Raw genomic sequence first — 22,517 nt, 5'->3', positions numbered from 1 at the left:
GGTCGATCTCGACGCCGCCTCCGCGCCGGGCGAGGCGGCCGAGCGGCCGCTGCCGTTCTCGGGCCGCACCTTCATCGGCTTCAAGCAGTTCCGCGCCGAGCGCTGGCCGGCGAGCCCGCTCTACTGCATCGAGTTCAGCAGCGCCGAGGCGGCGCGCGGGCTGATGCTGCCGCTCAAGCTGATGCTGAAGCGCACGCCGCCCGATGCGGCGCAGTCGGACGCGGCGGCGCTGTTCGACGTCGACGACCGGGTGTACGACGCCAACGACAACCCGCTGATCAAGCCGGTCCGGCTCCGCCTGCAGACCCTGCCCGGCGAGGGCGGCCTCTACTGGCTCGACACCGGCCAGCTCGATACGCTCGATGCCATTCTCGATGCACTCCCCGGCTGACCGGCCGGGACGAGGGGGCGATGACCGACGACGCTGACACCGCGCGGCTTGCGGCACTGTGCACCGCGACCGAGCGCGCCGCGACCGAGGCGCTCGGCTGGTTCCGCCAGTACCCGAAGCGGATCTCGGCCCAGCGCGGCGTCCTGGAGAAGGAGTTCCGGCTCGCCGCGGTGGAGGCGCGCAAGCTCGCCGCCGCCGCGCGCCGGCCGCTCGCGGTCGGCGTCTACGGCCTCTCGCAGGCCGGCAAGTCCTATCTGATCAGCACGCTGGCCCGCCCGCCCGGCAAGGAGCTGTTCGCCGACCTCGACCGTCCGCGCGGCTTCCTCGCCGAGATCAACCCCGAAAGCGAGAAGGAGGCCACGGGGCTCGTCACCCGCTTCACGATGCGCCGCGAGAAGGGGCCCGACGGGTTCCCCGCCCGGCTGCGGCTGCTGACCGAGATCGACCTCGTGAAGATCCTCGCCAATTCCTGGTACCGCGACGCCAAGGACCCGGAGGCGGCGGGCGCGGTCGCGCCGGGCGAGGCGGCCGAGGCCCTCTCGCGCGCCGAGGCCGACGCCGCCTCCGGGCCCGAGCACGGCGAGGTGGTGGCCGAGGATGTCTGGGACCTCCAGGACTACTTCGAGAGCGAGTTCCGCTCCTATGTCACCGCGCAGGACTTCCGCGGCGTGTTCTGGGACCGCATGGCCGCCGTGCTGCCGCGCCTGCCGCTCGCGCGCCGGCTCGAGCTCTACGCGCTGCTGTGGAACCGCTTCCCGCCCTTCACGGCGCTGATCGAGCGGCTGGCCGGCCGGCTCGCCGCACTCCGCTTCGACCGCGACGCCTTCGCGCCGATCGCGGCGCTGGTGCCGAAGACCGAGAGCGTGCTGTCGGTCGACACGCTCGACCATCTGCACGATCCGGCGCAGCCCGAGATCGAGATCGTGGCGATGAACGGGGCGCGCACGCGCCTGACCCGGCCCGAGCTGACCGCACTGATCGCCGAGCTGCAGATCACCATGATGGAGCTGCCCTGGCCGATCCTGGAGCGTACCGACCTGCTTGACTTCCCCGGCGCGCGCGAGCGGGCGGGCAAGAACCATGGCGACGAGATCCCGGCCGATCCGAAGCAGCTCGGCTTCTACTTCCTGCGCGGCAAGGTGGCCTATCTGTTCGAGCGCTACGCCGCCGAGCGCGAACTGAACGCGCTGCTGCTCTGCATCAAGGAGAGCAACAACCCCTACGACGCGACCATCCGCCAGTCGATCCGCCAGTGGATCGAACGCACCCACGGCGAGAAGGCGGCCGACCGCGCGCGCGTCGAGACCTCGCTGTTCATCCTGCTGACGCGGATGGACATGCACTTCAACCGCACCCCCGGGCGCGACGAGGCCGCGAGCTCCAACGATCTCTGGGAGGCGCGCATCAAGGCCTCGCTGCAGCAGCCCTTGCAGGAGGCGAACGGCTGGCTCGACGCCTGGCATCCCGGCCGGCCGTTCGACAACATCCTGCTCGCGCGCAACCCGGGCAAGTCGCAGAGCCTGTCCAACATCGACGCCAATGGGGTGGAGCTGAACTACCTCCCGGGCGTCGAGGAGAAGATCGCGCGTTGGGGGGTGGAGTTCGCGGCCCACCCGGATGTGCGCCGCTACATGCGCGATCCCGCGCGCGCCTGGGCCGAGGTGTTCCGGCTCAACGACGCGGGGATGAGCTACCTGGTCGAGCGCCTTGCCCCGGTGTGCAATCCGCGGCTCAAGCTCGACCAGGTGGCGGGGCAGATCGCGACGCGGCGCGCCAACATGCGCCGCCGGCTCTCGGAGTGGCATGTCGGCGACGATCTCGAGGCCGAGTTCGCCAAGCGCATGGCCGCGATCGAGCCGGTGATCGACCAGTTGATCGGCTGCGCCGATGCCGGCAGGTTCGCTGCCCTGCTGTCGCACCTGCACCTGACCCCGACGGAGGCGCGCGAGGTGATGCTGCGCAACGGCTCGGCCTCCGCCGCCCCGGCGGCGTCGGGGTCCGCGCCGGCGGCGCCGGCACCGGCGCGGGCGGGTGCCGCGCGAGCGCTGTTCGAGCGCACACGCCAGGGCGCCGCGGCGGCGGCGGCGGCCGCACCGGCCGCCGCGCCCGCGCGGATGCGCGACGGCGCGGCCGAGCGCGCCGAGGCGATCGTCGAGGCCTGGATCGGCAAGGTACGCCGCTTCAGCGCCGAAGCCTCGCTGCGCGGCCGCTTCGGGCTGGACGCCGCGCACGCCGACGCGCTGTCGATCGAGCTGGTTGCGGCCGCCGGGCGGCTCGGCCTCGCCGAGCGCATCGCCGCCGGGCTGCGCGCCGGTGGGCGCACCGAGCGCTTCGACCTCGCCGCCGAGCGCCACGCGCTCGCAAGCGCCATGCTGGTCTCGGAGCACGTCAACTTCTGCGGCTGCCGGATCGACGGCGCGCTGATCGAGGACCGCCCGAAGCTCGGCGGCTCGGGCGCACCGGTGTTCACCCCGCCGCCACCGCCGGGTCCCGACTTCGAGATCGACGACGAGCCCGAGCCCGCCGCCGCGCTGTTCGCCGTCGGCTGGACCGACGCGCTGGCGCACGCGGTGCGCCGCAACGTCTATGACAGCAAGGGCGCTGGCACGGTTGACGAGGACGAGAACCGCGCGCTCGGCACCATCATCAAGGCGCTTGCCTGACAGCGCGTGGAGTTCCGGATCGAGAAGATCGACGACGGCGGCGACGTCACCGGCGCGCTCGTGTTCAGCCCGGTGCCGGCGACGCGCGAACTCCCCCGGTTCGCGATCGAACGGTTCGGGCGCGAGAACAACCTCCTCGGCCCGCATGGCTGGACCGTGAACGCGCCGCCGCTCGCGCCGCGCGCGGTCGAGAAGCGCGGCGACGAGCTGTGGCTGCTGTTCGGCAACGAGGTCTCCTACTGGATCGATCCCGGCACGGCGGTGCTGGTACGCCTGGTCGGCACGGGCGCGGAGGGCAGCGATGTCTGGCCGCCGATCCCGCGCGGCAAGGCCCCGCCCGCCCCGCCGCGCGAGGAGGCGCCGCGGCCGCCCGCCCGTCCGGCGCCGCGCGGGGAGCCCGAGCCGGTCCCGGAGCCCGAGCCCGAGCCGGCGCCGCCCGAGCCGCCGCCTCCTCCACCGCCGCCTCCCCCACCGCCCCCGCCGTCCCGGCGGCAGGTCGACCCGCCGCCCGTGACCGGCACGCCGCCGATCCGCGACAGCGACACCCGGATCAAGACCGCCGCCTGGATCGCGGTGCTCGCGTTCTTCCTGATCGGCCTTGGCGCCGCCGCGGCGCTGTGGTTCTGGGACGACCTCGTGCGCGACACGCCCGCGGTGGCCGAGCAGCGGACCGAGCCGCCGGTCCCGCCGCGGCCCGCCGAGACCGAACAGGTCCAGCCCGCCGATCCCTGCCTCGATGTCGACCAGGTGCTGGACGGTGCCTGTCCGCGCGAGCGGCTGCGCGAGCTCACCCCCGAGCAGGCGACGCGGCTTGCACGCGGCCTGCTGGAGCGGGGCGGGCAGACCGCCAACGACCTGGCGGTGAGCCTGCTGGTCGGCACGGTGGCGCGCAGCGGCCACGGCGAGGCAGCGCTCGCGCTCGCGAGGCTCTATGATCCGCACGGCTTCCGCGAGGGCGGGCCGCTGCGCACGCCAAACCGCGGCCGCGCCCTCGACCTCTACCGTCAGGCGGTGGCGGGCAACGCGGAGGGTGCGCAGAGTGCGCTCGACGGCTTCGTCGGCCGGCTGCGCACGGAGGCCGTGGGTGGCGGGACGGACGCGGCGGAGGCGGCGGAACTGCTGCGGCGCGTCGAGGGAGGATGAGCCGCCGCCGCGGCGCGGCCGGCAGAGGAGGGTACGGATGAGCCGGATCGGCAGGCGAGAGCTTGGATTGGCGGCGGCGGGCGCGGCGGTCGTCGGCGCCCTCCCGGCGCCGGCGCGGGGCCAGCGCGCCCCCGCCGCCGGGGCGGTACGCGAGGCCCTGCTGATGGAGGGCAAGCGCACGCTGCGTCAGCGCGTGCTGAGCCGCCCGGGCGCCAGCCCGGTCGCCGCGCCGGGCGCGGCGGCCGGCGGCGAGGCGCTCAATCCGCTGACGCCGCTCTACGTCTTCGCGCGGCACGCCGCGCCGGGCGGTGCGACCTGGCTCGAAGTGGGCCGTGCCGCGCGCGGAACGCCGCTGGGCTGGATCCCGGCCGAGCGCGCGATCGAGTGGCGCCACACCATGACGGCGGTATTCCACAACCCCGCCGGCCGCGCACGCACGCTGTTCTTCCGCGAGCGCGATCCGCTGGTGGCGATGCTCGGCGGGGCGGCCGTGGACGCCGAGGCGCAGCGGCTCGCCGAGATCGCCGCGCGTCCGCCCGTGCCCGACGATTTCCCGGTGATCGCCGCCGAGCCGACCACCCATGTGGACATCGCGCGGCAGTTCTACCTGCTCCCGATCCTCCAGGCCGAGGAGATCGTGTTCCAGGACGGGCGCGACTTCCGCATCGTCGAGGTCGCCTCCGTACCAGTCGGCGAGGCGCCGCCGGACGAGCGCGAGTTCACCGTCGGCGTGGCCTTCGTGGTCGACACCACCCTGTCGATGGACCCCTACATCGACCGCGTGCGTGCGAGCCTGACGCGGATCGTGCGCTCGGTCGCCGGCACGCCGCTCGGCGCGCGGGCGCGCTTCGCGCTGGTGGGATTCCAGAACAGTCTCGAGGTGCAGCCGCGGCTCGACTACGTCAGCAAGATCTTCGCCACCTTCGAGGACGGCGCCGACCCCGAGACCTTCGTGCGCAAGATCGGCGAGATGCGCGCGACCAATGTCGACAGCCTCTCGTTCGACGAGGACAGCTTCGCCGGCATCGTCGCCGCGATGGACCGGCTGGACTGGAGCGACATCGCCGCGCGCTTCATCGTGCTGGTGACCGATGCCGGCAACCGGCGCGACCGGTTCAGCGCCACCGGCCTCGGCCCGGCGGAGCTGCGTGAGCTCGCCCGCGCGCGCGACACCGCGATCATGGCGCTGCATCTCAGGACACCGCAGGGCCGGCGCAACTGGGCCTCCGCCGAGCGGCAGTACGTGCCGCTGACCACGCGGCCGAATCTCGGCACGGCCTATTTCCCGGTCGAGAACGGCGATCCGGAGGCATTCGGCCGCCAGGTGGAAAGCCTGACCGCGATGCTGCTCAGGATGGCGGAGCAGGGCGGGGCCGCGCCGCCGCCCGCCGCCGGGGCAGGCGAGCGTGACATCGCCGCCCAGGCTGCCCTGCTCGGCCATGCGATGCGGCTCGCCTGGCTCGGCCGGCGCGACCGCGCCGCCGCCCCCGACCTGGTGCGTGGCTGGGCGGCCGACCGCTACAGGCCCGAGGCGGACAATCTCGAGATCCGCGTGCTGCTGACGCGCAACCAGTTGAACGACCTCGCCCAGGCGGTGAAGCTGATCATCGACGAGGGCCGCGCGCACATGCTCGACGAGGCGGGCGTGTTCGAGCGGCTGCGCACGGTCGCCGCGCATCTCGCGCGCGACCCCGCGCGACTGCGCGAGCGCGGCCTCGAGACGCTCGGTGGCGTGCTCGGCGAGTACCTCGACGACCTGCCCTATGTCAGCGAGATCGCGGCGCTGGACCGCGACACCTGGCGCCGCATGGGGGCCGGGCGGCAGACCGAGATGCTCGACACGCTCGAGCAGCGGCTGCGCGCCTACGAGGAGTTCAGCCGCTCGCGCGAGCTCTGGGTCAGCTTCGACGGCGGGCGCGATCCCGGCGAGGAGATGTTCCCGGTGCCGCTCGCCATGCTGCCGTGAGCCCTGCCGCCGGCGCGGTGTTCTCGCTCCGGAATGTGCGGCGCACGCGCGAGGGCGGCGGACAGCGCTTCGTGCTCGAGGTGCCGGCGCTTGACGTCGCGCCGGGTGCGCGGCTTGCGCTGCTCGGCCCCTCCGGCTCGGGCAAGTCGACGCTGCTCGACCTGCTCGCGCTGGTGCTGCGCCCGGATGCCGGCGCGGAACGGTTCAGTTTCGATGCCGGCGGAGGTCCGCTCGACATCGCCGCCTCCTGGCAGGGCGACGAGGCGCCGCTCGCGCGCGCGCGCGCCGAGCATATCGGCTACGTGCTGCAGACCGGCGGGCTGCTGCCGTTCCTCACCGTGCGCGGCAACATCGCGCTGCCGGCGCGGCTGGCCGACCGGGCCGACCCGCACCGCGTCGAGGAGCTGGCGCACCGGCTCGGCGTCGAGCGCGTGCTGGACAGCCCGGCCGAGAAGATCTCCGTCGGCCAGCGCCAGCGCGCTGCGATCGCGCGGGCGCTCGCCCACCGTCCGGCGGTCGTGCTCGCCGACGAGCCGACCGCCTCGGTCGATCCCGCGATGGCTGTGGAGGTGATGGCGCTGCTGCTCGCCGAGACCGAGGCCGAGGGGGCGGCACTCGTGCTCGCGACCCACGATCATGCCGCGGTCGCGCGGCTCGGCCTGCCGGTGGTGCGCTTCGCGGTCGCGTCGCGCGACGGCGCGGCGGTCTCGGTGGTCGCGCCGTGAGGCTGCCGCGCCGGGTCGGGCTGGTGGCGCGCCTCGCGATGGCGGACGCGGCGCATGACCGACGGCTGTTCGGCTGCTTCGCGCTCACGGTTGCGGCGGTGATGGCGCCGCTGCTGTTGCTGCTCGGGCTGAAGACCGGCGTGGTCGAGCATCTGCTGGACGAGCTGCGCGCGGATCCGGCCACACGCGAGGTGATCCATCGCGGCCATCGCGCCTTCGACGCTGGCTGGTTCGAGCGCATGGCGGCGCGGCCGGATGTCGGCTTCGTCGCGCCGCGCACGCGCGAGCTCTCGCTCTCGATCGACGTCGCGCGGACAGACGACCCGATCCGCGGGCAGCGCGCCGAGCTGGTGGCCTCGGGACCGGGCGATCCCGTGCTGGGCGCGCTCGGCGCCGGCATCGCCGCGGACGCGGTGGTGATCAGCGAGCGGTTGGCGCGCCAGGGGCCGTTCGCGGCCGGCCAGACGATCCTGGTCTTCGCGGTACGCGCCGGGGCGGAGCGCGCGCGCGCCGACGTGACGGTGCGGATCGCCGCGGTCGCGCCGGGCCGCGCGACCGAGCGCGCGGCGGTGTTCGCCCCGATCGGCCTGGTCGCCGATCTCGAGGACTTCCTCGAGGGCCGCGCGGTGCCGTCGCGCGGCTGGCCCGGCACCGAGCCGCCGGCCGAGCGCCTGTTCCCCTCGTTCCGGCTCTATGCGGCCGGCATCGACGACGTCGAGCGCCTGGATGCCGAGCTCACCGCGGCGGGGCTGAACGTGCAGACCAATGCCGGTGCGATCACCTGGACCCGGCGGCTCGATGCCAACCTCACCGTGCTGTTCGCGATCCTGCTCGGCTGCGCCGTCGCCGGCGTCGGTGTCGCGCTCGGCGCGAGCCTGTGGGCCAACGTGGAACGCAAGCGGCGCAGCCTGAGCCTGCTCCGGCTGATGGGGCTCGGCCGGCGCGCGCTCGCGGTGTTCCCGCTCGCGCAGGGTGCGCTGGTGGCCGGGTTCGGCTGGCTGGTCGCGGCCGCGGTCACGCTCGCGGTCGCGGCGGCGATGAACGCGGCGCTGTCCGGCGCCTATCTCGGCGGCGCGCCGCTCTGCCGCGTGCGCGCGGTCGATCTCGCCGGCGCGCTCGCGGTTGCGCTTGCGCTCGCGCTCGGGGCGGGGCTTGGCGCGCTCAGGCCGATCCTCGCGATCGAGCCGGCCGAGGGATTGCGGGAGACTTGACGGAGGGGACGATGCTTCGATCCGTGCTCGCGGCGGTGCCGGCCGCCTGCCTCGCCGCCATGGCACTCGCCCAGGCGCTCGCCCAGGCGCCGGCGGCTCAGGGCCCGTGGTGGAACCCGCGCCCGGCCGACGGCGATCTGGTGGTGCCGATCGGCTGCGAGGTCGGGATCGTGTTCCGCAAGGTGCCGATCCCGGTCGGTGACGGCGCGCTGGCCGACCGCCGCGCGATCATCGGCGACGAGGACACCGACGCCGCCTATTCCGAGTATGCGCGCGACGTGTTCCTCGCCGGCGCGTTCGGCCGCGGCGCGGAGGCGCATGGCTGGATCGGCAAGTACGAGGTGACGCGCGGGCAGTATGTCGCCGCGGTGCAGGGCTGTGCCGCGCTCGGCCAGCTTGCGGCGGCGCAACGGCCGCTGCCGCAGACCGAGCTCACCTGGGCCGAGGCGGCGCGCTTTGCCGAGCTCGCCTCGGCCGCGGCGCGCCGGCACGGCGCGGCGGCGCTGCCCGACGAGGGCGAGGCGCGCGCCTTCTTCCGCCTGCCCACCGAGGCGGAGTGGGAATATGCCGCGCGCGGCGGGACCGCCGTGCCCGAGACCGCGTTCCGCGCGCCGCTGTTCGAAATGGACGGGCCGATCACCGGCTACGCGCACCTGTTCCGCCCCGGGTCGCGCCCGCAGATGCGCCCCGTCGGGATGCTGAAGCCCAACCCGCTCGGCCTGCATGACATCCTCGGCAACGCCGCCGAGATGGTGCATGACCCGTTCCGGCCGAACCGCGGCGGCCGCCCGCAGGGGCGGATCGGCGGCATCATCGCCAAGGGCGGCGACGTGCGCACGCCGCCCGACCGCGCGCGGCTCGCGCTGCGCACCGAGTATCCGCCGATCGACGTCGACGGCAGCCCGCTCGCGCTGCCGACGCTCGGGCTCCGGCTCGCGATCGGGCTGCAGGTGCTCACCGACCTCGGCCGCGGCACCGCGCTGCGCGAGGCCTGGGAGCGCGAGGCCGCAGAGACGCGCGCGCGGCTGGAGGACGACCCGATCGAGCTGTCGCGCGTGCTCGAGCGCAGCGTCACCACGCCCGACCAGCGCGAGGCGGTGCGGCGCGTGCGCCAGGCGATCGTCGCCGACCGGTTCGCGCGCGCCGATGCCGAGGGGCGCGCGGCGCGCAGCGCGATCGGCGCCGGGGCGGTGCTGGTGCGCGGCTGGCGCAACGCGCGCGACGTGGTGGCCGGGCTGGATCAGAGCATCGAGGAGGCACGGCGGATGCCGGCAGGCCAGGAGCGTGACGACCTGCTCGCGCGCTACCAGCGCGCGCGCGCGCCCTGGGCGCTCAACCAGCAGACCACGCGGCGCGTGCTCGACGACCTGACGATGCAGCAGCTCGACACCCCGCTCGCGGTGCTGCGCGAGCAGCTGGCCGTGTGGAAGAGCGAGAACGCCGGGCCCGAGGCGGCCACTCTGCGGCTGATGGCGGACCGGTTCGCGGCCTATGTCGAGCTCGCGCGTCCGATCCGGCGGGTCGATGCCGCCGCCGGCACGGACCTGCTCGGCCTGCCGCTGAACTGATGTCCGGATCGCGCGCCGGGTTGGTGGGGCGGCCGCGCGCGAAACAGGGCCCAGATGCCCGCCCGCCGCTGCTCAGGGCAGCAGCATCGGCCGTTCCGGCGCGCGCGCGGGCGGCGGGTCGCGCGGCGGCGGCCGTACGCCCGGCAGATCCACCTGCTCGGGCGCGCCGAAGCGGAGATTGTCGATGCCGAAGCCGGCGGGCTCGGGTCCGACGAGGTGGAACTCGAGCCCGGCGATGCGCGGCGCGAGGTCGCGCGTCGCCAGCCCCATGAACTCGAAGCCGGTGCCGCGGTTGATGGTACGGCCGAGCACACGGCCCTGGCGGTCGTACACCGTCACGGCGACGCCGCGCGGGGTGTCGAAATACCCGCCCTGGAGGCCGACCGCGGCGAGGTCGCGATCGAACAGCACCGCGATCGGCCCGTTCCAGGTCGGCGTGCCGCCAAGCTCCGGGCTGTCGCTGCCAGGGACGCCGACATTGGGCAGCGTCATCACCTGCGGCGCCCCGGGATCGAGCGCGAGCGGGCCAGAGGGTGCGCCGACGAGACAGCCGCTGAGGCGCACGGTGGGGGGGCACTCCGCCCGAGTGCCGAGGCGGCGGCCGCGGAAATGCCCGCCGAACCGCACCGTCGGGCTGTCCGGCCCGCCGCGGTAGAGAGAGGGCGGATAGACCGGGTTCGGCGTGCGCAACGGCACCTCGCTGAACGTGATCCGGCCCGCCCCGGCCCGGAACGCGCGCTCCTCGATGCGCACCACGGCCTCCTGCGCGCCCGCCTCCTGCGCGCCCGCCCCCTGCGCGAGGCCCGCCACCAGCAGCAGCGCGAGCAGCGGCGCGGCGCGGCGTGGCTGGGTCATGGCAGCAGCAGCGGCCGCTCCGGCACCGCGCGCGGCGGCTCGACCCCGGCCACCTCGACCTGGTCGGGCCGTCCGAAGCGCAGGTTGTCGATGCCGAAGCCGTGGGGCTCGGCGCCGACCAGGTGGAACTCCAACCCGGCGATGCGCGGCGAGAGGTCGCGCGTGGCGAGGCCGAGGAACTCGACGCCGATCCGGGTGTTGACGGTCTGCCCCAGGCGCCGGCCCTGGCGGTCGTAGACAGTGATCGCCACCCCGCCGCGCGCGTCGAAATACCCGCCCTGCAGGCCGACCGCGGCGATGTCGCGGTCGAACCAGACCGCGATCGGGCCGTTGAACACCGGCGAACCGCTGAGCACTTCGCTGCGGATTCCGGGCGAGCCGTCAAACACGGTGAGCGCCGGCGGACCGCCCGGGTCGAGCGCGAGCGGGGCGACGGGGGTGCCGCCGAGGCAGCCGGTGCGCGCCGCGCCGAGCGGGCACTCGGCGGGGGCGGCGATGCGCCTGCCCTGGAACAGCCCGCCGAACTGCACGGTCGGGCTGGTCTCGTCGCCGCCGTACTGGCCCGGCCGCAGCACCGGATTGCGCGTGCGCAGCGGCACCTCGGCGAAGGTGATGCGCCCGGCGCCGGCGCGGAAATTGGACTCCCGGATCACGATCACCGCATCATCGGCGCGCGCTGGCGCAGGACTGGCGGCCAGCCAGCCAAGGGCCGCCGCCACGATGGCCGACCGCGCCGCCGCGCGGCGCACCCCCGTTCGCTGGTCCATGCTCCGCCCCCCGGCTCCCGCAATGCCCCGCCGCGCGCAATCCTTGCTGCCCGCAGGGTAGCCGCATCCGCGGCGGCGCGCACGCGCGATCGCCAAGCGGTGGCAATGCACGAACGGTTCCGTTAACATTCCGCGCATCTGCCGGGGTGACAGGAGGGGAGGTCATTATGCGCGGTACGCGTCTTCTCGCGGTCGCGGTGGCGGGCGTGATGCTCGTCGGCTGCACGGGGGACATGAAGGTGGACGGCGCGCTGATCGGCGCGGGCGTGGGCGCGGGGATCGGCGCGCTCGCCGGCGGCGGCCGCGGTGCGGCGATCGGCGCCGGCGTCGGCGCGGTCGGCGGTGTCGTGGCCGGCGCGATCGCCGAAGGGGTCAAGGACGACCAGGTCCGCGAGGAGGGCACGCTCGACCGGCGCATCGCCCAGGCCCAGCGCGACGCCAGGGGCTACCGGCAGGCGGCGGCGAGCGCGCGCACCGAGGCGTCACGGCACCAGGCGCGGCTGCGCGAGCTCCGCGCGGTCCAGTCGCAGGGCCGCGCGCTCAACGACCAGCAGCGCGCGCAGCTCGTCTCGGCGCGGCAGTTCGAGTCCGAGACCGCGAGCAAGCTGCGCGAGTCCGAGCGCAGGGTGCGGGCGCTGGATACCGAGATCGCCAGCCTGAAGCGCCAGGGCGTGAACACCGCGGCGCTCGAGCAGCAGCGCAACAGCATCAACGAGAGCGCGCGCCAGCTGCGCCAGACCCAGCGCTCCATGGCGCAGGCATTGCAGGGGATCGAGGCATGAGGCCGGCGCTGACGCTCGGCGCCGTGGTGTTCGCCCTCGGCGCCTGCACCGGCGCGCAGGACACGCGCCAGCACAACATCTTCGATGTCTACGCGAACGTGATCACGGGCGGCTACGACCGGCGGATCGCCGAGCGCGAGGAGCGCCTCGGGCGCGAGGAACGCGCGCGCGACATGGCCCCCCGCGACGCGCGCGGCGCGCGGCAGGAGGCGGCGGTCGCGCGCGGCGAGGCGACGCGGCTCGAGCAGCAGATCGCCGCCCAGCGCTCCGAGACCGACCGGCTCGCGCGCGAGATCGCCGAGTCCCGCGCCCGTGCGCGGATGGACCAGCAGCGGCTGGCGCAGCTTCAGCGCGACATCGTCTCGCTGCAGGACGAGCAGCGCCGGATCGCCGCCCAGCCCGGCCCCTCGGCGCAGGCGCGTCAGGACATCGAGGCAGCGCGGCAGCGCCAAGCGGCGTTGCAGCGGCAGTGGGACGCGCTGGTTCAGGCAACGCCACGCGAGTAGCCTCCCGGCCGGTCACCTGCGGGACGGCGCCGCGGGGCCGGGCCCGGCCCCGCGGAGCTACGCCGCCTTCCTGGCCGCGCTCAGCCCAAACATCACCTCGATGTTCTGCACCGCCGCGCCCGACGCGCCCTTGCCGAGATTGTCGAGCCGCGCCACCAGCACCGCGTGCCGGCGAGCCTCGTTGGCGAACACGCGGAGTTCCAGCGTGTTGGTGTCGTTCAGCGCCTGCGGTTCGAGCTGCTTCGCGCCCTGCGCCGGAACCACCGTCACGTACTCGCACCCGGCGTAGCGCGCGACCAGCGCGGCCTCGAGATCCGCCGCCTTCGGCGCACCGGGCAGCGTGTCGAGATGCAGCGGCACGCTCACCAGCATGCCCTGCCGGAAATTGCCGACCGAGGGCACGAAGATCGGCCGGCGCGTGAGCCCGGTGTAGCGCACCGTCTCGGGCAGATGCTTGTGCTCGAGCGTGAGCGCATAGAGCTCGAAGGCGGGCGCGGTGCCCGCCTCGTAGGCCTCGATCATCGACCGTCCGCCGCCGGAATAGCCGGAGACGGCGTTGATCGTCACCGGATGGTCGGACGGCAGCAGCCCGGCATCGACCAGCGGGCGGACCAACGCGATCGCACCGGTCGGATAGCAGCCTGGATTGGCAACCCGCTTCGCCGCGCGGATCAGCGCCGGCTGCTCCGGGGCCAGTTCTGGAAAGCCGTACGCCCAGCCCTCAGCGACGCGATGCGCGGTCGAGGCATCGAGGATGCGAGGCCCGCCGTTCGGCAGCCCGGCGGCGAGGGCCACCGCCTCGCGCGCGGCATCATCGGGCAGGCACAGCACGGCGACATCCGCCGCCGCCATCGCCTCCGCGCGCGCGTGCGGGTCCTTGCGTCGGGCGGGATCGACCTGGATCAGCGCGATCTCGCGTCGCCCGGCGATCCGCTCGCGGATCTGAAGCCCGGTCGTGCCGGCCTCGCCGTCGATGAACACGCGGATCGGGTCCATGGCGTCCTCCTTGGTGACCCAACTGTCGGGGCGGGATGCCCCGGAATGCAAGAGGGGCGGACCTTGCGGCCCGCCCCCATCCTGCATGTCTCTGTTGCAGTGTCGTGTCCGGGCGCGGCGCCTCAGCGCTTCGAGAACTGGAAGCTGCGTCGGGCCTTGGCGCGGCCGTACTTCTTGCGCTCCACCACGCGCGGATCGCGCGTGAGGAACCCGGCCGACTTCAGGATCCGCCGCAGATCGGGCTCGTAGTTGACCAGCGCGCGGCTGATGCCGTGCCGCACCGCGCCGGCCTGGCCGGAGAGCCCGCCGCCGACGACCGTGCAGTAGACATCGAACTGGTTGTAACGATCGGCGACCAGGAAGGGCTGAGCGATCAGCATGCGCAGCACGGGCCGGGCAAAGTACTGCTCGGCCGTGCGGCCGTTGATCTCGTACTTGCCGCTGCCGGGCTTCACCCACACCCGCGCCACCGCGTCCTTGCGGCGACCGGTGGCGTAGGCGCGGCCCTGCGCATCGCGCTTGGGCTCGCGCTTCGGCGCCTCGGCGGCGACGGCGCCGGCGACCCCGAGATCCTTGAGGTCGGCCAGCGAACGGACGGTCTCGCGACCCGCTTCTCCACTCATGGTCACGCCACCTTGTTCTTGCGGTTCATCGCCGCGACATCGAGCGGCTTCGGCGACTGGCCCTCATGCGGATGGGCCGTGCCGGCATAGACGTGAAGGTTGCGCATCTGCTCCCGGCCGAGCGGGCCGCGCGTGATCATGCGCTCCACCGCCTTCTCGATGACCCGCTCGGGGTGCTTGGAGCCGAGACGCTGGGCGATCGTGCGCTCCTTGATCCCGCCCGGATAGCCGGTGTGCCAGTAGAACACCTTGTCCTGGGCCTTGTTGCCGGTCAGCCGCACCTTCTCGGCGTTCACGACGACGACATGGTCGCCGCAATCGACATGCGGGGTGAAGGTGGGCTTGTGCTTGCCGCGCAGCCGCATCGCGATCAGCGAGGCGAGGCGGCCGAGCACCAGCCCGTCGGCGTCGATCAGCCACCAGGTCTTCTGCACCTGGCTCGGCTTCAGCGAGGGTGTGGTCTTCATCATGTCCGATACCATCCGGCGGGACCGCCCCGCGCGAGGCGGGCCTGATACGGTGCATCGGCCGGAAGGTCAAGCGGGAAGCGTGGTTCTTGTTGTATGGTAACTCGATACCGTATCATGTCACCCCTCTTTCCGGCGGCCGGCAGCGGCCCTAGCCTCGACACGAAAAACGAGGGGAGACGCATGAGCGACGACGCGCCCAAGGGCCTGGCCCGCAACACCTCCAACTACGGCGACCGGGACATGGCGCTCTACCTGCGCCGATCCTTCATGCTGTCGATGGGCTGGAGCCGCGAGGCGCTCACCCGCCCCACCGTCGGCATCTGCGACACCGGCTCGGGGCTGAACAACTGCCACCGCCACTTCCCGGAGCTCGTCCGCGCGGTCGAGCGCGGCGTGCTGGCGGCCGGCGGACTGCCCTTGCCGTTCCCGACCATCAGCGTGTGCGAGCCCTCGCTCAGCCCGTGCTCGATGTACTACCGCAACCTCGCCGCGATCGACACCGAGGAGATGGTGCGCGCCCAGCCGCTGGATGCGGTGGTGCTGCTCGGCGGCTGCGACAAGACCGTGCCGGCCCAGCTCATGGCGGCGGTCAGCGCCAACGTGCCGGCGGTGATGGTGGTGGGCGGGCCGATGATGGCGACGCGGTTCGAGGGCGAGCGCCTCTCCGCCTGCACCGACTGCCGCCGCTTCTGGGCGAAGTTCCGCGCCGGCGAGGTGGACGCGGCGCAGATCGAGCGGATCGAGGGCAATCTCGCCACGACGGCCGGCTCCTGCGGCGTGATGGGCACGGCCTCCACCATGGCCTGTCTCGCCGAGACGCTGGGCTTCCTGCAGCCCGGCACGGCGGCGATCCCAGCGGTGCACGCAGACCGGATGCGCGCGGCCGAGGCGTCGGGCGCGCTCGCGGTGCAGCTCGCGACCGCGAAGGACCCAGTCCGCCCGCGCGAGCTGGTCACGCCCGAGAGCATCGAGAACGCGCTGCGGGTGCTGCTGGCGCTCTCGGGCTCCACCAACGCGATCGTGCATCTGGCCGCCATCGCCGGGCGCGCCGGGCTCGCGCTGGATCTGCACCGGCTGAACGCGCTCTCCGACGAGACCCCCGTGCTGGTCGATCTCAAGCCCACCGGCCAGGGCTACATGGAGGACTTCCACGCCGCCGGCGCGATGGGCGCGGTGCTGCGCCGGCTGAAGCCGCTGCTGCACCTCGAAACGCCCACCATCGCCGGCGAGACGCTGGGCGAGCGGCTGGCACGCGACGAAGCCGGCTTCGCCGATCCGGCGGTGATCCGCCCGCTCGGCAATCCGATCTCGCCGGTCGGCGGGCTCGTCGCGCTGTTCGGGTCGCTCGCCCCGCGCGGCGCGATCCTCAAGCGTGCCGCCGCCGACCCCTCCCTGTTCGAGACCGAGGCGCGCGCGGTGGTGTTCGAGAACCTGCCCGACATGGCGGCGCGCATCGACGATCCGGGCCTCGACGTCACCCCGACCGACATCCTGGTGCTGAAGAATGCCGGCCCCAAGGGCGGCTACGGCATGCCCGAGGCCGGCTACCTGCCGATCCCGAAGAAACTCGCGGCCGCCGGGGTGAAGGACATGATCCGCATGAGCGACGCGCGCATGTCCGGCACCGCCTACGGCACGATCGTGCTGCACATCGCCCCCGAGGCGGCCGAGGGCGGCCCGCTCGCGCTGGTGCAGTCGGGCGACCGCATCCGCCTCTCGGTGAAGGAACGCCGGCTCGACCTGCTGGTGGACGAGGCGACGCTGGCCGCCCGCCGCGCCGCCTGGACGCCCCCTCCCCCGGCCGCGCGCGGCTGGGACCTGCTGTGGCAGCGCGAGGTGCTACAGGCGGATGAAGGGGTGGATTTCGCCTTCCTGCGTTGACCCCTCGGCCGGGCGGGCACACATCTGCCCTGACAAGGAGATTCAGAGATGCCCGTCCACAACCGGATCGCCGCCTTCCACGACGAGATGACCGCCTGGCGGCGCGACTTCCACGCCCACCCCGAGCTCGCGTTGCAGGAGGTCCGCACCGGCCGCGTGGTCGCGGAGAAGCTGAAGGAATTCGGCGTCGACGAGATCCATACCGGCATCGCCAAGACCGGCGTGGTCGGCGTGCTGCGCGGCAGCCGGCCGGGCACGGGGGCGATCGGGCTGCGCGCCGACATGGATGCGCTGCCGATCACGGAGGACACGGGCGCGGCTTACGCCTCCTCCAACCCCGGCGTGATGCATGCCTGCGGCCATGACGGGCACACGACCATGCTGCTCGGCGCGGCGAAGTATCTGGCCGAGACGCGCAACTTCGCCGGCACGGTCTATCTGATCTTCCAGCCGGCCGAGGAGATGCACGGCGGCGCGAACATCATGATCCAGGAGGGGCTGTTCGAGCGCTTCCCCGCCGATCGCGTGTTCGGCCTGCACAACTGGCCGCGCGCGCCGTTCGGGGCGTTCCTGTGGCGCAACGGCCCGGTGATGGCGGCGGTCAGCGGCATCGACATCACCATCACCGGCAAGGGCGCGCATGGCGCGATGCCCAATCTCGGCATCGACCCGGTGCTGGTCGGCGCGCACATCATCACCGCGATGCAGGGGATCGTGGCGCGCAACCTGGAGCCCACCGACGCCGGCGTGGTGTCGATCACCTGGCTCGAAGGGGGCGAGGCGCACAACGTCATCCCCGAGGTCGTGCGCCTGCGCGGCACCGCGCGCTGGTTCACGAAGGAGGCCGGGGATCTGATCGAGCGCCGCGTGATCGAAACGGCCGAGGGCATCGCCCGCGCCTTCGGCGCGCGGGTGGACGCGAAGTTCAACCGCGCCTACCCGGCGACGGTGAACGAGCCGGAGTCCACCGCGCTCGCGCGCGAGGCGGCGATCGCGGTGCAGGGCGAGGCGCGCGTCGCCGAACTGCCTCGTCCGACCATGGGCGGCGAGGACTTCGCCTTCATGCTCGAGAAGAAGCCAGGCGCCTATCTGATGCTCGGCACCGCGCGCACCGACGACGATCCGGCCGTGCATCATCCGAAGTTCGACTTCAACGACGACGCGCTGCCGATCGGCGCCTCGTGGTTCGCGACCCTTGCGGAACGTCTGCTCGCCGACGGGAGGACGTTGTCATGAGCACGCTCCACCTCACCGTCGTCTCGGACGCGATCTGCCCCTGGTGCTGGATCGGCAAGCGCCGGCTCGACCAGGCACTCGCCATTCTCGCCGAGCATCAGCCTGATCTCGCCTTCGAGGTCTCGTATTTCCCGTTCATGCTCAACCCCGACATGCCGGAGGAGGGCGTGGAACGGGCCAGCTACCGCGCGGCGAAGTTCGGCAGCCTGGAACGGTCGCGCGAGCTCGACGCGCAGGTGGCCGCCGCCGGCGCCGAGAGCGGGCTCGAGTTCCGCCACGACCTGATGCTGCGCACCCCCAACACGACGAACCCGCACAGGCTCGTGCGCTTCGCCGCGGAAGAAGGCCGCCAGCGCGAAGTGGTCGAGGCGATCTTCCGCGCCTACTTCAACGAGGGCCATGACATTGGTGACCTCGCGGTGCTCGCCGGGATCGGCGGCGCGTGCGGCATGGACCGCAACGCCACGCTCGCGCGGCTGCGCTCCAACGAAGCGGTGGCGGAAGTGCGCGCGCAGGCGGCGTCGGCCAGCCGCGCCGGCATCACCGGCGTGCCGAGCTTCGTGCTGAACCGGCACCTGCTGTTCAGCGGCGCGCAGCCGGCCGAGACCATCGCCGACGCGCTCACCTCCGCCGCGCGGCATCCGGCCATCGCCGCCGCGGGCTGATGGCAGGCGATGCGCTAGTGTTGGAAACGCGATGCCATTGCACCTGGAATAGGTCGACGACCGATCCGTCCAATGTTCCGCCGCAACGACGCGGACGGTCGGGAACGCCGGGACTCCTCGCGGGCGTGGGTCGCCCATGGCCGAGCAGGACCATGGCCAGCACCGCCAGCGTCAACGCAAGCACGGGGGTACTCGCCGTGTTCGGCGTCGCCCTCGACGACACGATCGTCCCCGGCGGCGACATGCTGATCGGCGGCCCTGGCCTCGACGTGCCCGACGGCGGGCCCGGCGATAGCGTGGCAATCCATTGGATCGGCCGCCGCGCGCCGGTCAACGGCTGAGGCGACGGCGGGCGGGAGCACCCCACCTGCTGCTGCGCGTTCGGGACGCCGCGCAGTCCGGAGCGATCTGGGCGGCGGAGCGGCGCCACAACCACACCCGGCACCTGTCCGATCAAGGCGCACGCCTTGGCGGCGTCCGACTCGCTCGCCGCCCGCGCCGTCGTCTGACCGCGCTTGCGCCCGCACCCGCGGCGACGGCACTCTCGCGCCGCCCCATCACCCAGGATCGTCCTCATGCGCTTGTCCCGCAGCCTAGCGATCGCCGCCCTGGCCCTCGCCCTGCCCGCCGCCCCGACGCTGGCCGACGCGCTGGACGAGGCGGCCGCGCGCGGCACGCTCCGGCTTGGCGTGCGGGCGGACGCGCCGCCCTTCTCGGCCTCTGTCGAGGCGGGCCGCTACGAGGGCTACAGCGTCGATCTCTGCCGCGCTGTGGTCGAGGCGGCCGCCGCCAAGGCCGGACGGCCGATCCGGCCGGACTACGTCGCCGTCGATGCCGGCAACCGGCTCACCCTGCTGGCCGAAGGGAAGATCGACCTGCTCTGCGAGGCGACCTCGCGCACCCTCGACCGAGCCGACCAGGTGGATTTCTCCCTGCCGACCTTCGTGACCGGCGCGGGGCTGATGATCCGCATCGGCCCGAGCCCGATCGCGGTTCCGCCGCTCGGCGGCGGCGGTCTCGGCCTGCCGGCGCAGCCGCCGCAGCGCATCGGCGTGCTCGCCGGCACCACCACCGAGCGTGCGCTGCGCGACTACATCGCCAGTGGGTCGCTGAACGCCCAGGTCGTCGAGGCGGCGACGCATCAGGACGGGCTCGCCGCGCTGACGGCGGGGCTGACCGACGCCTACACGGCCGACCTCGAGATCCTGGTCGCGCTGCGCGCCCAGGCCGCCGACCCGGACGCGCTCGCGATCGCCGACCAGACGCTGACGCTGGAGAGCTACGCGATCGGTGTGCGGCCGGGCGCGCGCGCGCTGCGCGTGCTCGCCGACCGCACGATCGCCGAGCTCGCCCGCTCCGGGCGGCTGATCGCGATGGCCGAGCGGCACTTCCCCGGCCGCCGGCCGGGCGATGCCTTCGTCGCGATGACCCTGCTGAACGCCCTGCCCGACTGACGGAGCGCGCCGCGTGACCCCGCTCAGGGCCGTCAACCGCACCTACGACGAGATCGCGGTCGGCGACAGCGCGGCCGAGACGCGGGTGCTGACCGCCGATGATCTCGTGCTGTTCGCGCACGCCTCGGGCAATCTCAATCCGATCCATCTGCCGGGCCGGCAGGGCAAGGGTGACGATGAGCAGGCCGTCGCCCCCGGCATGTGGATCGCCGCGCTGTTCTCCTCGGTGCTCGGCAACCGCCTGCCCGGCCCAGGCACGCGCTACCGCAGCCAGACCGTACGATTCCTCACCCTCGCCCGGATCGGCGACACGCTGACGACGACGGTGACGGCGAAGCTCAAGCTGGCCGACTCCGTCATCGTGTTCGGCGGGCGCGCGGTGAACCAGCGCGGCGAGGTCGTGGCAGAGGCCGAGGCCGAGGTCGCCGCGCCGACGCGCCGCGTCACGCTGGAGGATGCCGGCCTGCCGCGCCTTGCGCTGCACCGGCGCGCCAAGTTCGACGCCCTGATCGCCGCCTGCGCGCCGCTCGCGCCGCTGCCGACCGCGATCGCGCATCCGTGCGACGGCCAGAGCCTCGCCGGCGCGATCGAGGCGGCGAAGGCGCGGCTGATCGTGCCGGTCCTGGTTGGCCCCCGCGCGCGCATCGAGGCCGCCGCCGCCGAGGCGGGTCTCGATCTCGCCGGGATCGAGATCGTCGAGACCCCGCACAGCCATGCCTCGGCCGAGCGCGCGGTGGCGCTGGTGCACGAGGACCGTGCGCAGGCGGTGATGAAAGGTGCGCTGCATTCGGACGAGCTGCTCGCCGAGATCGTCAAGCGCGAGGGCGGGCTGCGCACCAAGCGCCGCGTCAGCCATGCCTTCGTGCTGGATGCGCCGGTGCTCGATCACCTGCTGATCGTCACCGATGCGGCGATCAACATCCTGCCCGACCTGATGACCAAGGCGGACATCACCCAGAACGCGATCGACCTCGCCCGCGCGATCGGCATCGTCAAGCCGAAGGTCGCGGTGATGAGCGCGGTCGAGACGGTGAACCCGTCGATCCCCTCCTCGATCGATGCTGCCGTGCTGTCGAAGATGGCCGACCGGGGCCAGATCACGGGCGGGCTCGTCGACGGTCCGCTGGCGATGGACAACGCGATCGATCTCGACGCTGCGCGCACCAAGGGCATCACCTCGCTGGTGGCGGGACGGGCCGAGATCCTGGTCGTGCCGAATCTCGAAGCCGGCAACATGCTGGCGAAGAACCTGACCTTCGTCGCACAGGCGGACGCGGCGGGTCTGGTCCTCGGCGCCGCGGTTCCGGTGATGCTGACCAGCCGGGCCGACGACGTGCGCGCGCGGCTCGCCTCGGCCGCGCTCGCGGTGCTCTACCGGCACTGGCAGACGACGGGGGTGTCGGCGGTGCCGGCCGCGGACGTCGCGGCGTGACCGACGCGATCCTGGTCGTCAACGCGGGCTCGTCCTCGGTCAAGGTGGAGCTGTTCGCGGCCGACGACGCGCTCGCCTCGCTGCTGTCCGGCCAGATCGAGGCGATCGGGCTCGCGCCGCGCCTGCACCTGCGCGACGCCGCCGGAGCGACGGTCGCGGACGAGGCCTGGCCGCAGGGCGAGGGCCCGCGCGACCACCGCGCGGCGCTGGCGGCGATCGGCGCGGCGGTCGCGCGCGCCGCCGGGCAGCGGCGGATCGTTGCGGTCGGGCATCGCGTCGTGCATGGCGGTGCGGCGCTTGCCGCCCCGGTCGTGATCGATCCGGCGATCCGGGCCGAGCTCGCGGCGCTGACGCCGCTCGCGCCGCTGCATCAGCCGCACAACCTCGCCGGCATCGATGCCATGGCCGATCTGCATCCCGGCGTGATGCAGGTGGCGTGCTTCGACACCGCGTTCCACCGCGGCCATCCGCGTGTCGCCGACACCTTCGCGCTGCCGCGCGCGTTCTATCAGCGCGGCATCCGGCGTTACGGATTCCACGGCCTCTCCTACGCCTATATCGCGATGCGGCTCGCCGCGGTCGCGCCCGCGCTCGCCGGCGGGCGCGTGGTGGTGGCGCATCTCGGCAACGGCGCCTCGATGTGCGCGATCCGCGACGGGCGCTCGATCGACTCGACGATGGGCTTCACGGCGCTGGACGGCCTTCCGATGGGCACGCGGTCGGGCCAGATCGACCCGGGCGTGCTGCTGCACCTGCTGACCACGGAAGGCTACGACGCGGCCGCGCTGACGCGGCTGCTCTACCACGACAGCGGGCTCAAGGGCCTCTCCGGCCTGTCGAGCGACATGCGCGCGCTCGAGCAGGCGCGCACGGCCGAGGCGACGGAGGCGATCGGCTACTTCGTCTATCGCATCCGCAAGGAGTTGGGCGCGCTCGCGGCCGCGCTTGGCGGGTTGGACGGCCTCGTCTTCACCGCCGGGATCGGCGAGAACAGCGCGGCCGTGCGCGCGGCCGTGTGCACGGGGATGGACTGGCTCGGCATCGCGCTCGACGACCAGGCGAACGCGCGCGGCGAGACGGTGATCTCCGCGCCCGGAAGCCGCGTGCAGGTGCTGCGCCTCCCCACCGACGAGGAGCGCATGATCGCGATCGAGACGTTGCGGCTGCTGTTGCGCTGAGCCGC

21 protein-coding genes are annotated in these 22,517 nt (G+C 73.5%); 16 read left to right on the top strand and 5 right to left on the bottom strand.

The window, feature by feature from the left end; genetic code table 11:
- From ACTIFU_RS08215 to ACTIFU_RS08185, 7 genes are all read left to right on the top strand, one after another.
- On the top strand, window positions 1-391 hold a 391-nt coding region (locus tag ACTIFU_RS08215; protein WP_439577819.1), incomplete at its 5' end, for a virulence factor SrfB.
- A gap of 20 nt (window positions 392-411) precedes the next feature.
- Entirely contained in the window at window positions 412-3,054 is a 2,643-nt protein-coding gene (locus ACTIFU_RS08210; RefSeq protein ID WP_439577818.1) for a virulence factor SrfC family protein, read from the top strand.
- 6 nt (window positions 3,055-3,060) lie between these two features.
- On the top strand, window positions 3,061-4,197 hold the full coding sequence (locus tag ACTIFU_RS08205) for a hypothetical protein (RefSeq protein ID WP_439577817.1): 1,137 nt from the start codon (window positions 3,061-3,063) through the stop codon (window positions 4,195-4,197).
- A 37-nt stretch (window positions 4,198-4,234) separates the two neighbouring features.
- Window positions 4,235-6,163: a hypothetical protein gene (locus ACTIFU_RS08200; RefSeq protein ID WP_439577816.1), complete on the top strand. Its 1,929-nt coding sequence runs from the start codon at window positions 4,235-4,237 to the stop codon at window positions 6,161-6,163.
- Window positions 6,160-6,888: an ABC transporter ATP-binding protein gene (locus ACTIFU_RS08195; RefSeq protein WP_439577815.1), complete on the top strand. Its 729-nt coding sequence runs from the start codon at window positions 6,160-6,162 to the stop codon at window positions 6,886-6,888. The genes ACTIFU_RS08200 and ACTIFU_RS08195 overlap by 4 nt, the downstream gene beginning before the upstream one ends.
- On the top strand, window positions 6,885-8,099 hold the full coding sequence (locus ACTIFU_RS08190; RefSeq protein WP_439577814.1) for a hypothetical protein: 1,215 nt from the start codon (window positions 6,885-6,887) through the stop codon (window positions 8,097-8,099). Before ACTIFU_RS08195 ends, ACTIFU_RS08190 begins: the two co-directional genes overlap by 4 nt.
- An 11-nt stretch (window positions 8,100-8,110) precedes the next feature.
- Entirely contained in the window at window positions 8,111-9,667 is a 1,557-nt protein-coding gene (locus ACTIFU_RS08185; RefSeq protein ID WP_439577813.1) for a formylglycine-generating enzyme family protein, read from the top strand.
- A 72-nt stretch (window positions 9,668-9,739) separates the two neighbouring features.
- On the opposite strand, the gene ACTIFU_RS08180 is transcribed toward ACTIFU_RS08185, so the two are convergent.
- The gene (locus tag ACTIFU_RS08180; protein ID WP_439577812.1) at window positions 9,740-10,522 is read right to left on the bottom strand and encodes a PEP-CTERM sorting domain-containing protein; all 783 of its coding nucleotides are present in this window, start codon (window positions 10,520-10,522) and stop codon (window positions 9,740-9,742) included.
- A complete protein-coding gene (locus ACTIFU_RS08175) occupies window positions 10,519-11,289 on the bottom strand; it encodes a PEP-CTERM sorting domain-containing protein (protein ID WP_439577811.1) in 771 nt (256 codons plus the stop codon). Before ACTIFU_RS08175 ends, ACTIFU_RS08180 begins: the two co-directional genes overlap by 4 nt.
- Window positions 11,290-11,456: 167 nt before the next feature.
- Here ACTIFU_RS08175 and ACTIFU_RS08170 point away from each other — a divergent pair, with 167 nt between their 5' ends.
- Window positions 11,457-12,071: a hypothetical protein gene (locus tag ACTIFU_RS08170; protein ID WP_439577810.1), complete on the top strand. Its 615-nt coding sequence runs from the start codon at window positions 11,457-11,459 to the stop codon at window positions 12,069-12,071.
- A complete protein-coding gene (locus ACTIFU_RS08165) occupies window positions 12,068-12,577 on the top strand; it encodes a hypothetical protein (RefSeq protein WP_439577809.1) in 510 nt (169 codons plus the stop codon). Before ACTIFU_RS08170 ends, ACTIFU_RS08165 begins: the two co-directional genes overlap by 4 nt.
- Before the next feature lie 57 nt (window positions 12,578-12,634).
- Here ACTIFU_RS08165 and argC read toward each other — a convergent pair whose 3' ends face one another.
- The 3 genes from argC to rplM all read right to left on the bottom strand — a co-directional run bounded on the left by argC (window position 12,635) and on the right by rplM (window position 14,663).
- Window positions 12,635-13,573 carry an N-acetyl-gamma-glutamyl-phosphate reductase gene (gene argC / locus ACTIFU_RS08160; protein ID WP_439577808.1) on the bottom strand — a complete coding sequence of 313 codons (939 nt, stop codon included), beginning with the start codon at window positions 13,571-13,573 and terminating at the stop codon, window positions 12,635-12,637.
- A gap of 122 nt (window positions 13,574-13,695) precedes the next feature.
- Window positions 13,696-14,196: a 30S ribosomal protein S9 gene (gene rpsI, locus ACTIFU_RS08155; RefSeq protein WP_439577807.1), complete on the bottom strand. Its 501-nt coding sequence runs from the start codon at window positions 14,194-14,196 to the stop codon at window positions 13,696-13,698.
- A gap of 2 nt (window positions 14,197-14,198) precedes the next feature.
- A complete protein-coding gene (gene rplM, locus ACTIFU_RS08150) occupies window positions 14,199-14,663 on the bottom strand; it encodes a 50S ribosomal protein L13 (protein WP_439577821.1) in 465 nt (154 codons plus the stop codon).
- A 183-nt stretch (window positions 14,664-14,846) separates the two neighbouring features.
- Here rplM and ACTIFU_RS08145 point away from each other — a divergent pair, with 183 nt between their 5' ends.
- From ACTIFU_RS08145 to ACTIFU_RS08115, 7 genes are all read left to right on the top strand, one after another.
- Window positions 14,847-16,547 carry a dihydroxy-acid dehydratase gene (locus ACTIFU_RS08145; protein WP_439577806.1) on the top strand — a complete coding sequence of 567 codons (1,701 nt, stop codon included), beginning with the start codon at window positions 14,847-14,849 and terminating at the stop codon, window positions 16,545-16,547.
- Between the two features lie 48 nt (window positions 16,548-16,595).
- The gene (locus ACTIFU_RS08140; protein ID WP_439577805.1) at window positions 16,596-17,783 is read left to right on the top strand and encodes a M20 aminoacylase family protein; all 1,188 of its coding nucleotides are present in this window, start codon (window positions 16,596-16,598) and stop codon (window positions 17,781-17,783) included.
- Window positions 17,780-18,448 carry a DsbA family oxidoreductase gene (locus ACTIFU_RS08135; protein WP_439577804.1) on the top strand — a complete coding sequence of 223 codons (669 nt, stop codon included), beginning with the start codon at window positions 17,780-17,782 and terminating at the stop codon, window positions 18,446-18,448. Before ACTIFU_RS08140 ends, ACTIFU_RS08135 begins: the two co-directional genes overlap by 4 nt.
- Before the next feature lie 152 nt (window positions 18,449-18,600).
- The gene (locus ACTIFU_RS08130; RefSeq protein WP_439577803.1) at window positions 18,601-18,789 is read left to right on the top strand and encodes a hypothetical protein; all 189 of its coding nucleotides are present in this window, start codon (window positions 18,601-18,603) and stop codon (window positions 18,787-18,789) included.
- A 234-nt stretch (window positions 18,790-19,023) separates the two neighbouring features.
- Window positions 19,024-19,902: a transporter substrate-binding domain-containing protein gene (locus ACTIFU_RS08125; RefSeq protein ID WP_439577802.1), complete on the top strand. Its 879-nt coding sequence runs from the start codon at window positions 19,024-19,026 to the stop codon at window positions 19,900-19,902.
- 13 nt (window positions 19,903-19,915) lie between these two features.
- Window positions 19,916-21,334, top strand: coding sequence for a bifunctional enoyl-CoA hydratase/phosphate acetyltransferase (locus ACTIFU_RS08120; protein WP_439577801.1), 1,419 nt, complete (start codon window positions 19,916-19,918; stop codon window positions 21,332-21,334).
- Window positions 21,331-22,512, top strand: coding sequence for an acetate/propionate family kinase (locus tag ACTIFU_RS08115; protein ID WP_439577800.1), 1,182 nt, complete (start codon window positions 21,331-21,333; stop codon window positions 22,510-22,512). Before ACTIFU_RS08120 ends, ACTIFU_RS08115 begins: the two co-directional genes overlap by 4 nt.
- Window positions 22,513-22,517: the final 5 nt, after the last annotated feature.

This window comes from Elioraea sp., assembly GCF_051860475.1.
Lineage (GTDB): Bacteria > Pseudomonadota > Alphaproteobacteria > Acetobacterales > Acetobacteraceae > Elioraea.
Note: the sequence above shows the minus strand (reverse complement) of the source record. Positions and strands in the feature narration are given on the sequence as shown.

Bases quoted from the DNA above. Each gene is read 5' to 3' on its own strand.
- ACTIFU_RS08210 (WP_439577818.1), top strand. From the start codon at position 412: ATGACCGACGACGCTGACACCGCGCGGCTTGCGGCACTGTGCACCGCG.
- ACTIFU_RS08200 (WP_439577816.1), top strand. From the start codon at position 4,235: ATGAGCCGGATCGGCAGGCGAGAGCTTGGATTGGCGGCGGCGGGCGCG.
- ACTIFU_RS08185 (WP_439577813.1), top strand. From the start codon at position 8,111: ATGCTTCGATCCGTGCTCGCGGCGGTGCCGGCCGCCTGCCTCGCCGCC.
- ACTIFU_RS08180 (WP_439577812.1), bottom strand. From the start codon at position 10,522: ATGACCCAGCCACGCCGCGCCGCGCCGCTGCTCGCGCTGCTGCTGGTG.
- ACTIFU_RS08175 (WP_439577811.1), bottom strand. From the start codon at position 11,289: ATGGACCAGCGAACGGGGGTGCGCCGCGCGGCGGCGCGGTCGGCCATC.
- ACTIFU_RS08170 (WP_439577810.1), top strand. From the start codon at position 11,457: ATGCGCGGTACGCGTCTTCTCGCGGTCGCGGTGGCGGGCGTGATGCTC.
- ACTIFU_RS08165 (WP_439577809.1), top strand. From the start codon at position 12,068: ATGAGGCCGGCGCTGACGCTCGGCGCCGTGGTGTTCGCCCTCGGCGCC.
- argC (WP_439577808.1), bottom strand. From the start codon at position 13,573: ATGGACCCGATCCGCGTGTTCATCGACGGCGAGGCCGGCACGACCGGG.
- rpsI (WP_439577807.1), bottom strand. From the start codon at position 14,196: ATGAGTGGAGAAGCGGGTCGCGAGACCGTCCGTTCGCTGGCCGACCTC.
- rplM (WP_439577821.1), bottom strand. From the start codon at position 14,663: ATGAAGACCACACCCTCGCTGAAGCCGAGCCAGGTGCAGAAGACCTGG.
- ACTIFU_RS08145 (WP_439577806.1), top strand. From the start codon at position 14,847: ATGAGCGACGACGCGCCCAAGGGCCTGGCCCGCAACACCTCCAACTAC.
- ACTIFU_RS08140 (WP_439577805.1), top strand. From the start codon at position 16,596: ATGCCCGTCCACAACCGGATCGCCGCCTTCCACGACGAGATGACCGCC.
- ACTIFU_RS08135 (WP_439577804.1), top strand. From the start codon at position 17,780: ATGAGCACGCTCCACCTCACCGTCGTCTCGGACGCGATCTGCCCCTGG.
- ACTIFU_RS08130 (WP_439577803.1), top strand. From the start codon at position 18,601: ATGGCCAGCACCGCCAGCGTCAACGCAAGCACGGGGGTACTCGCCGTG.
- ACTIFU_RS08125 (WP_439577802.1), top strand. From the start codon at position 19,024: ATGCGCTTGTCCCGCAGCCTAGCGATCGCCGCCCTGGCCCTCGCCCTG.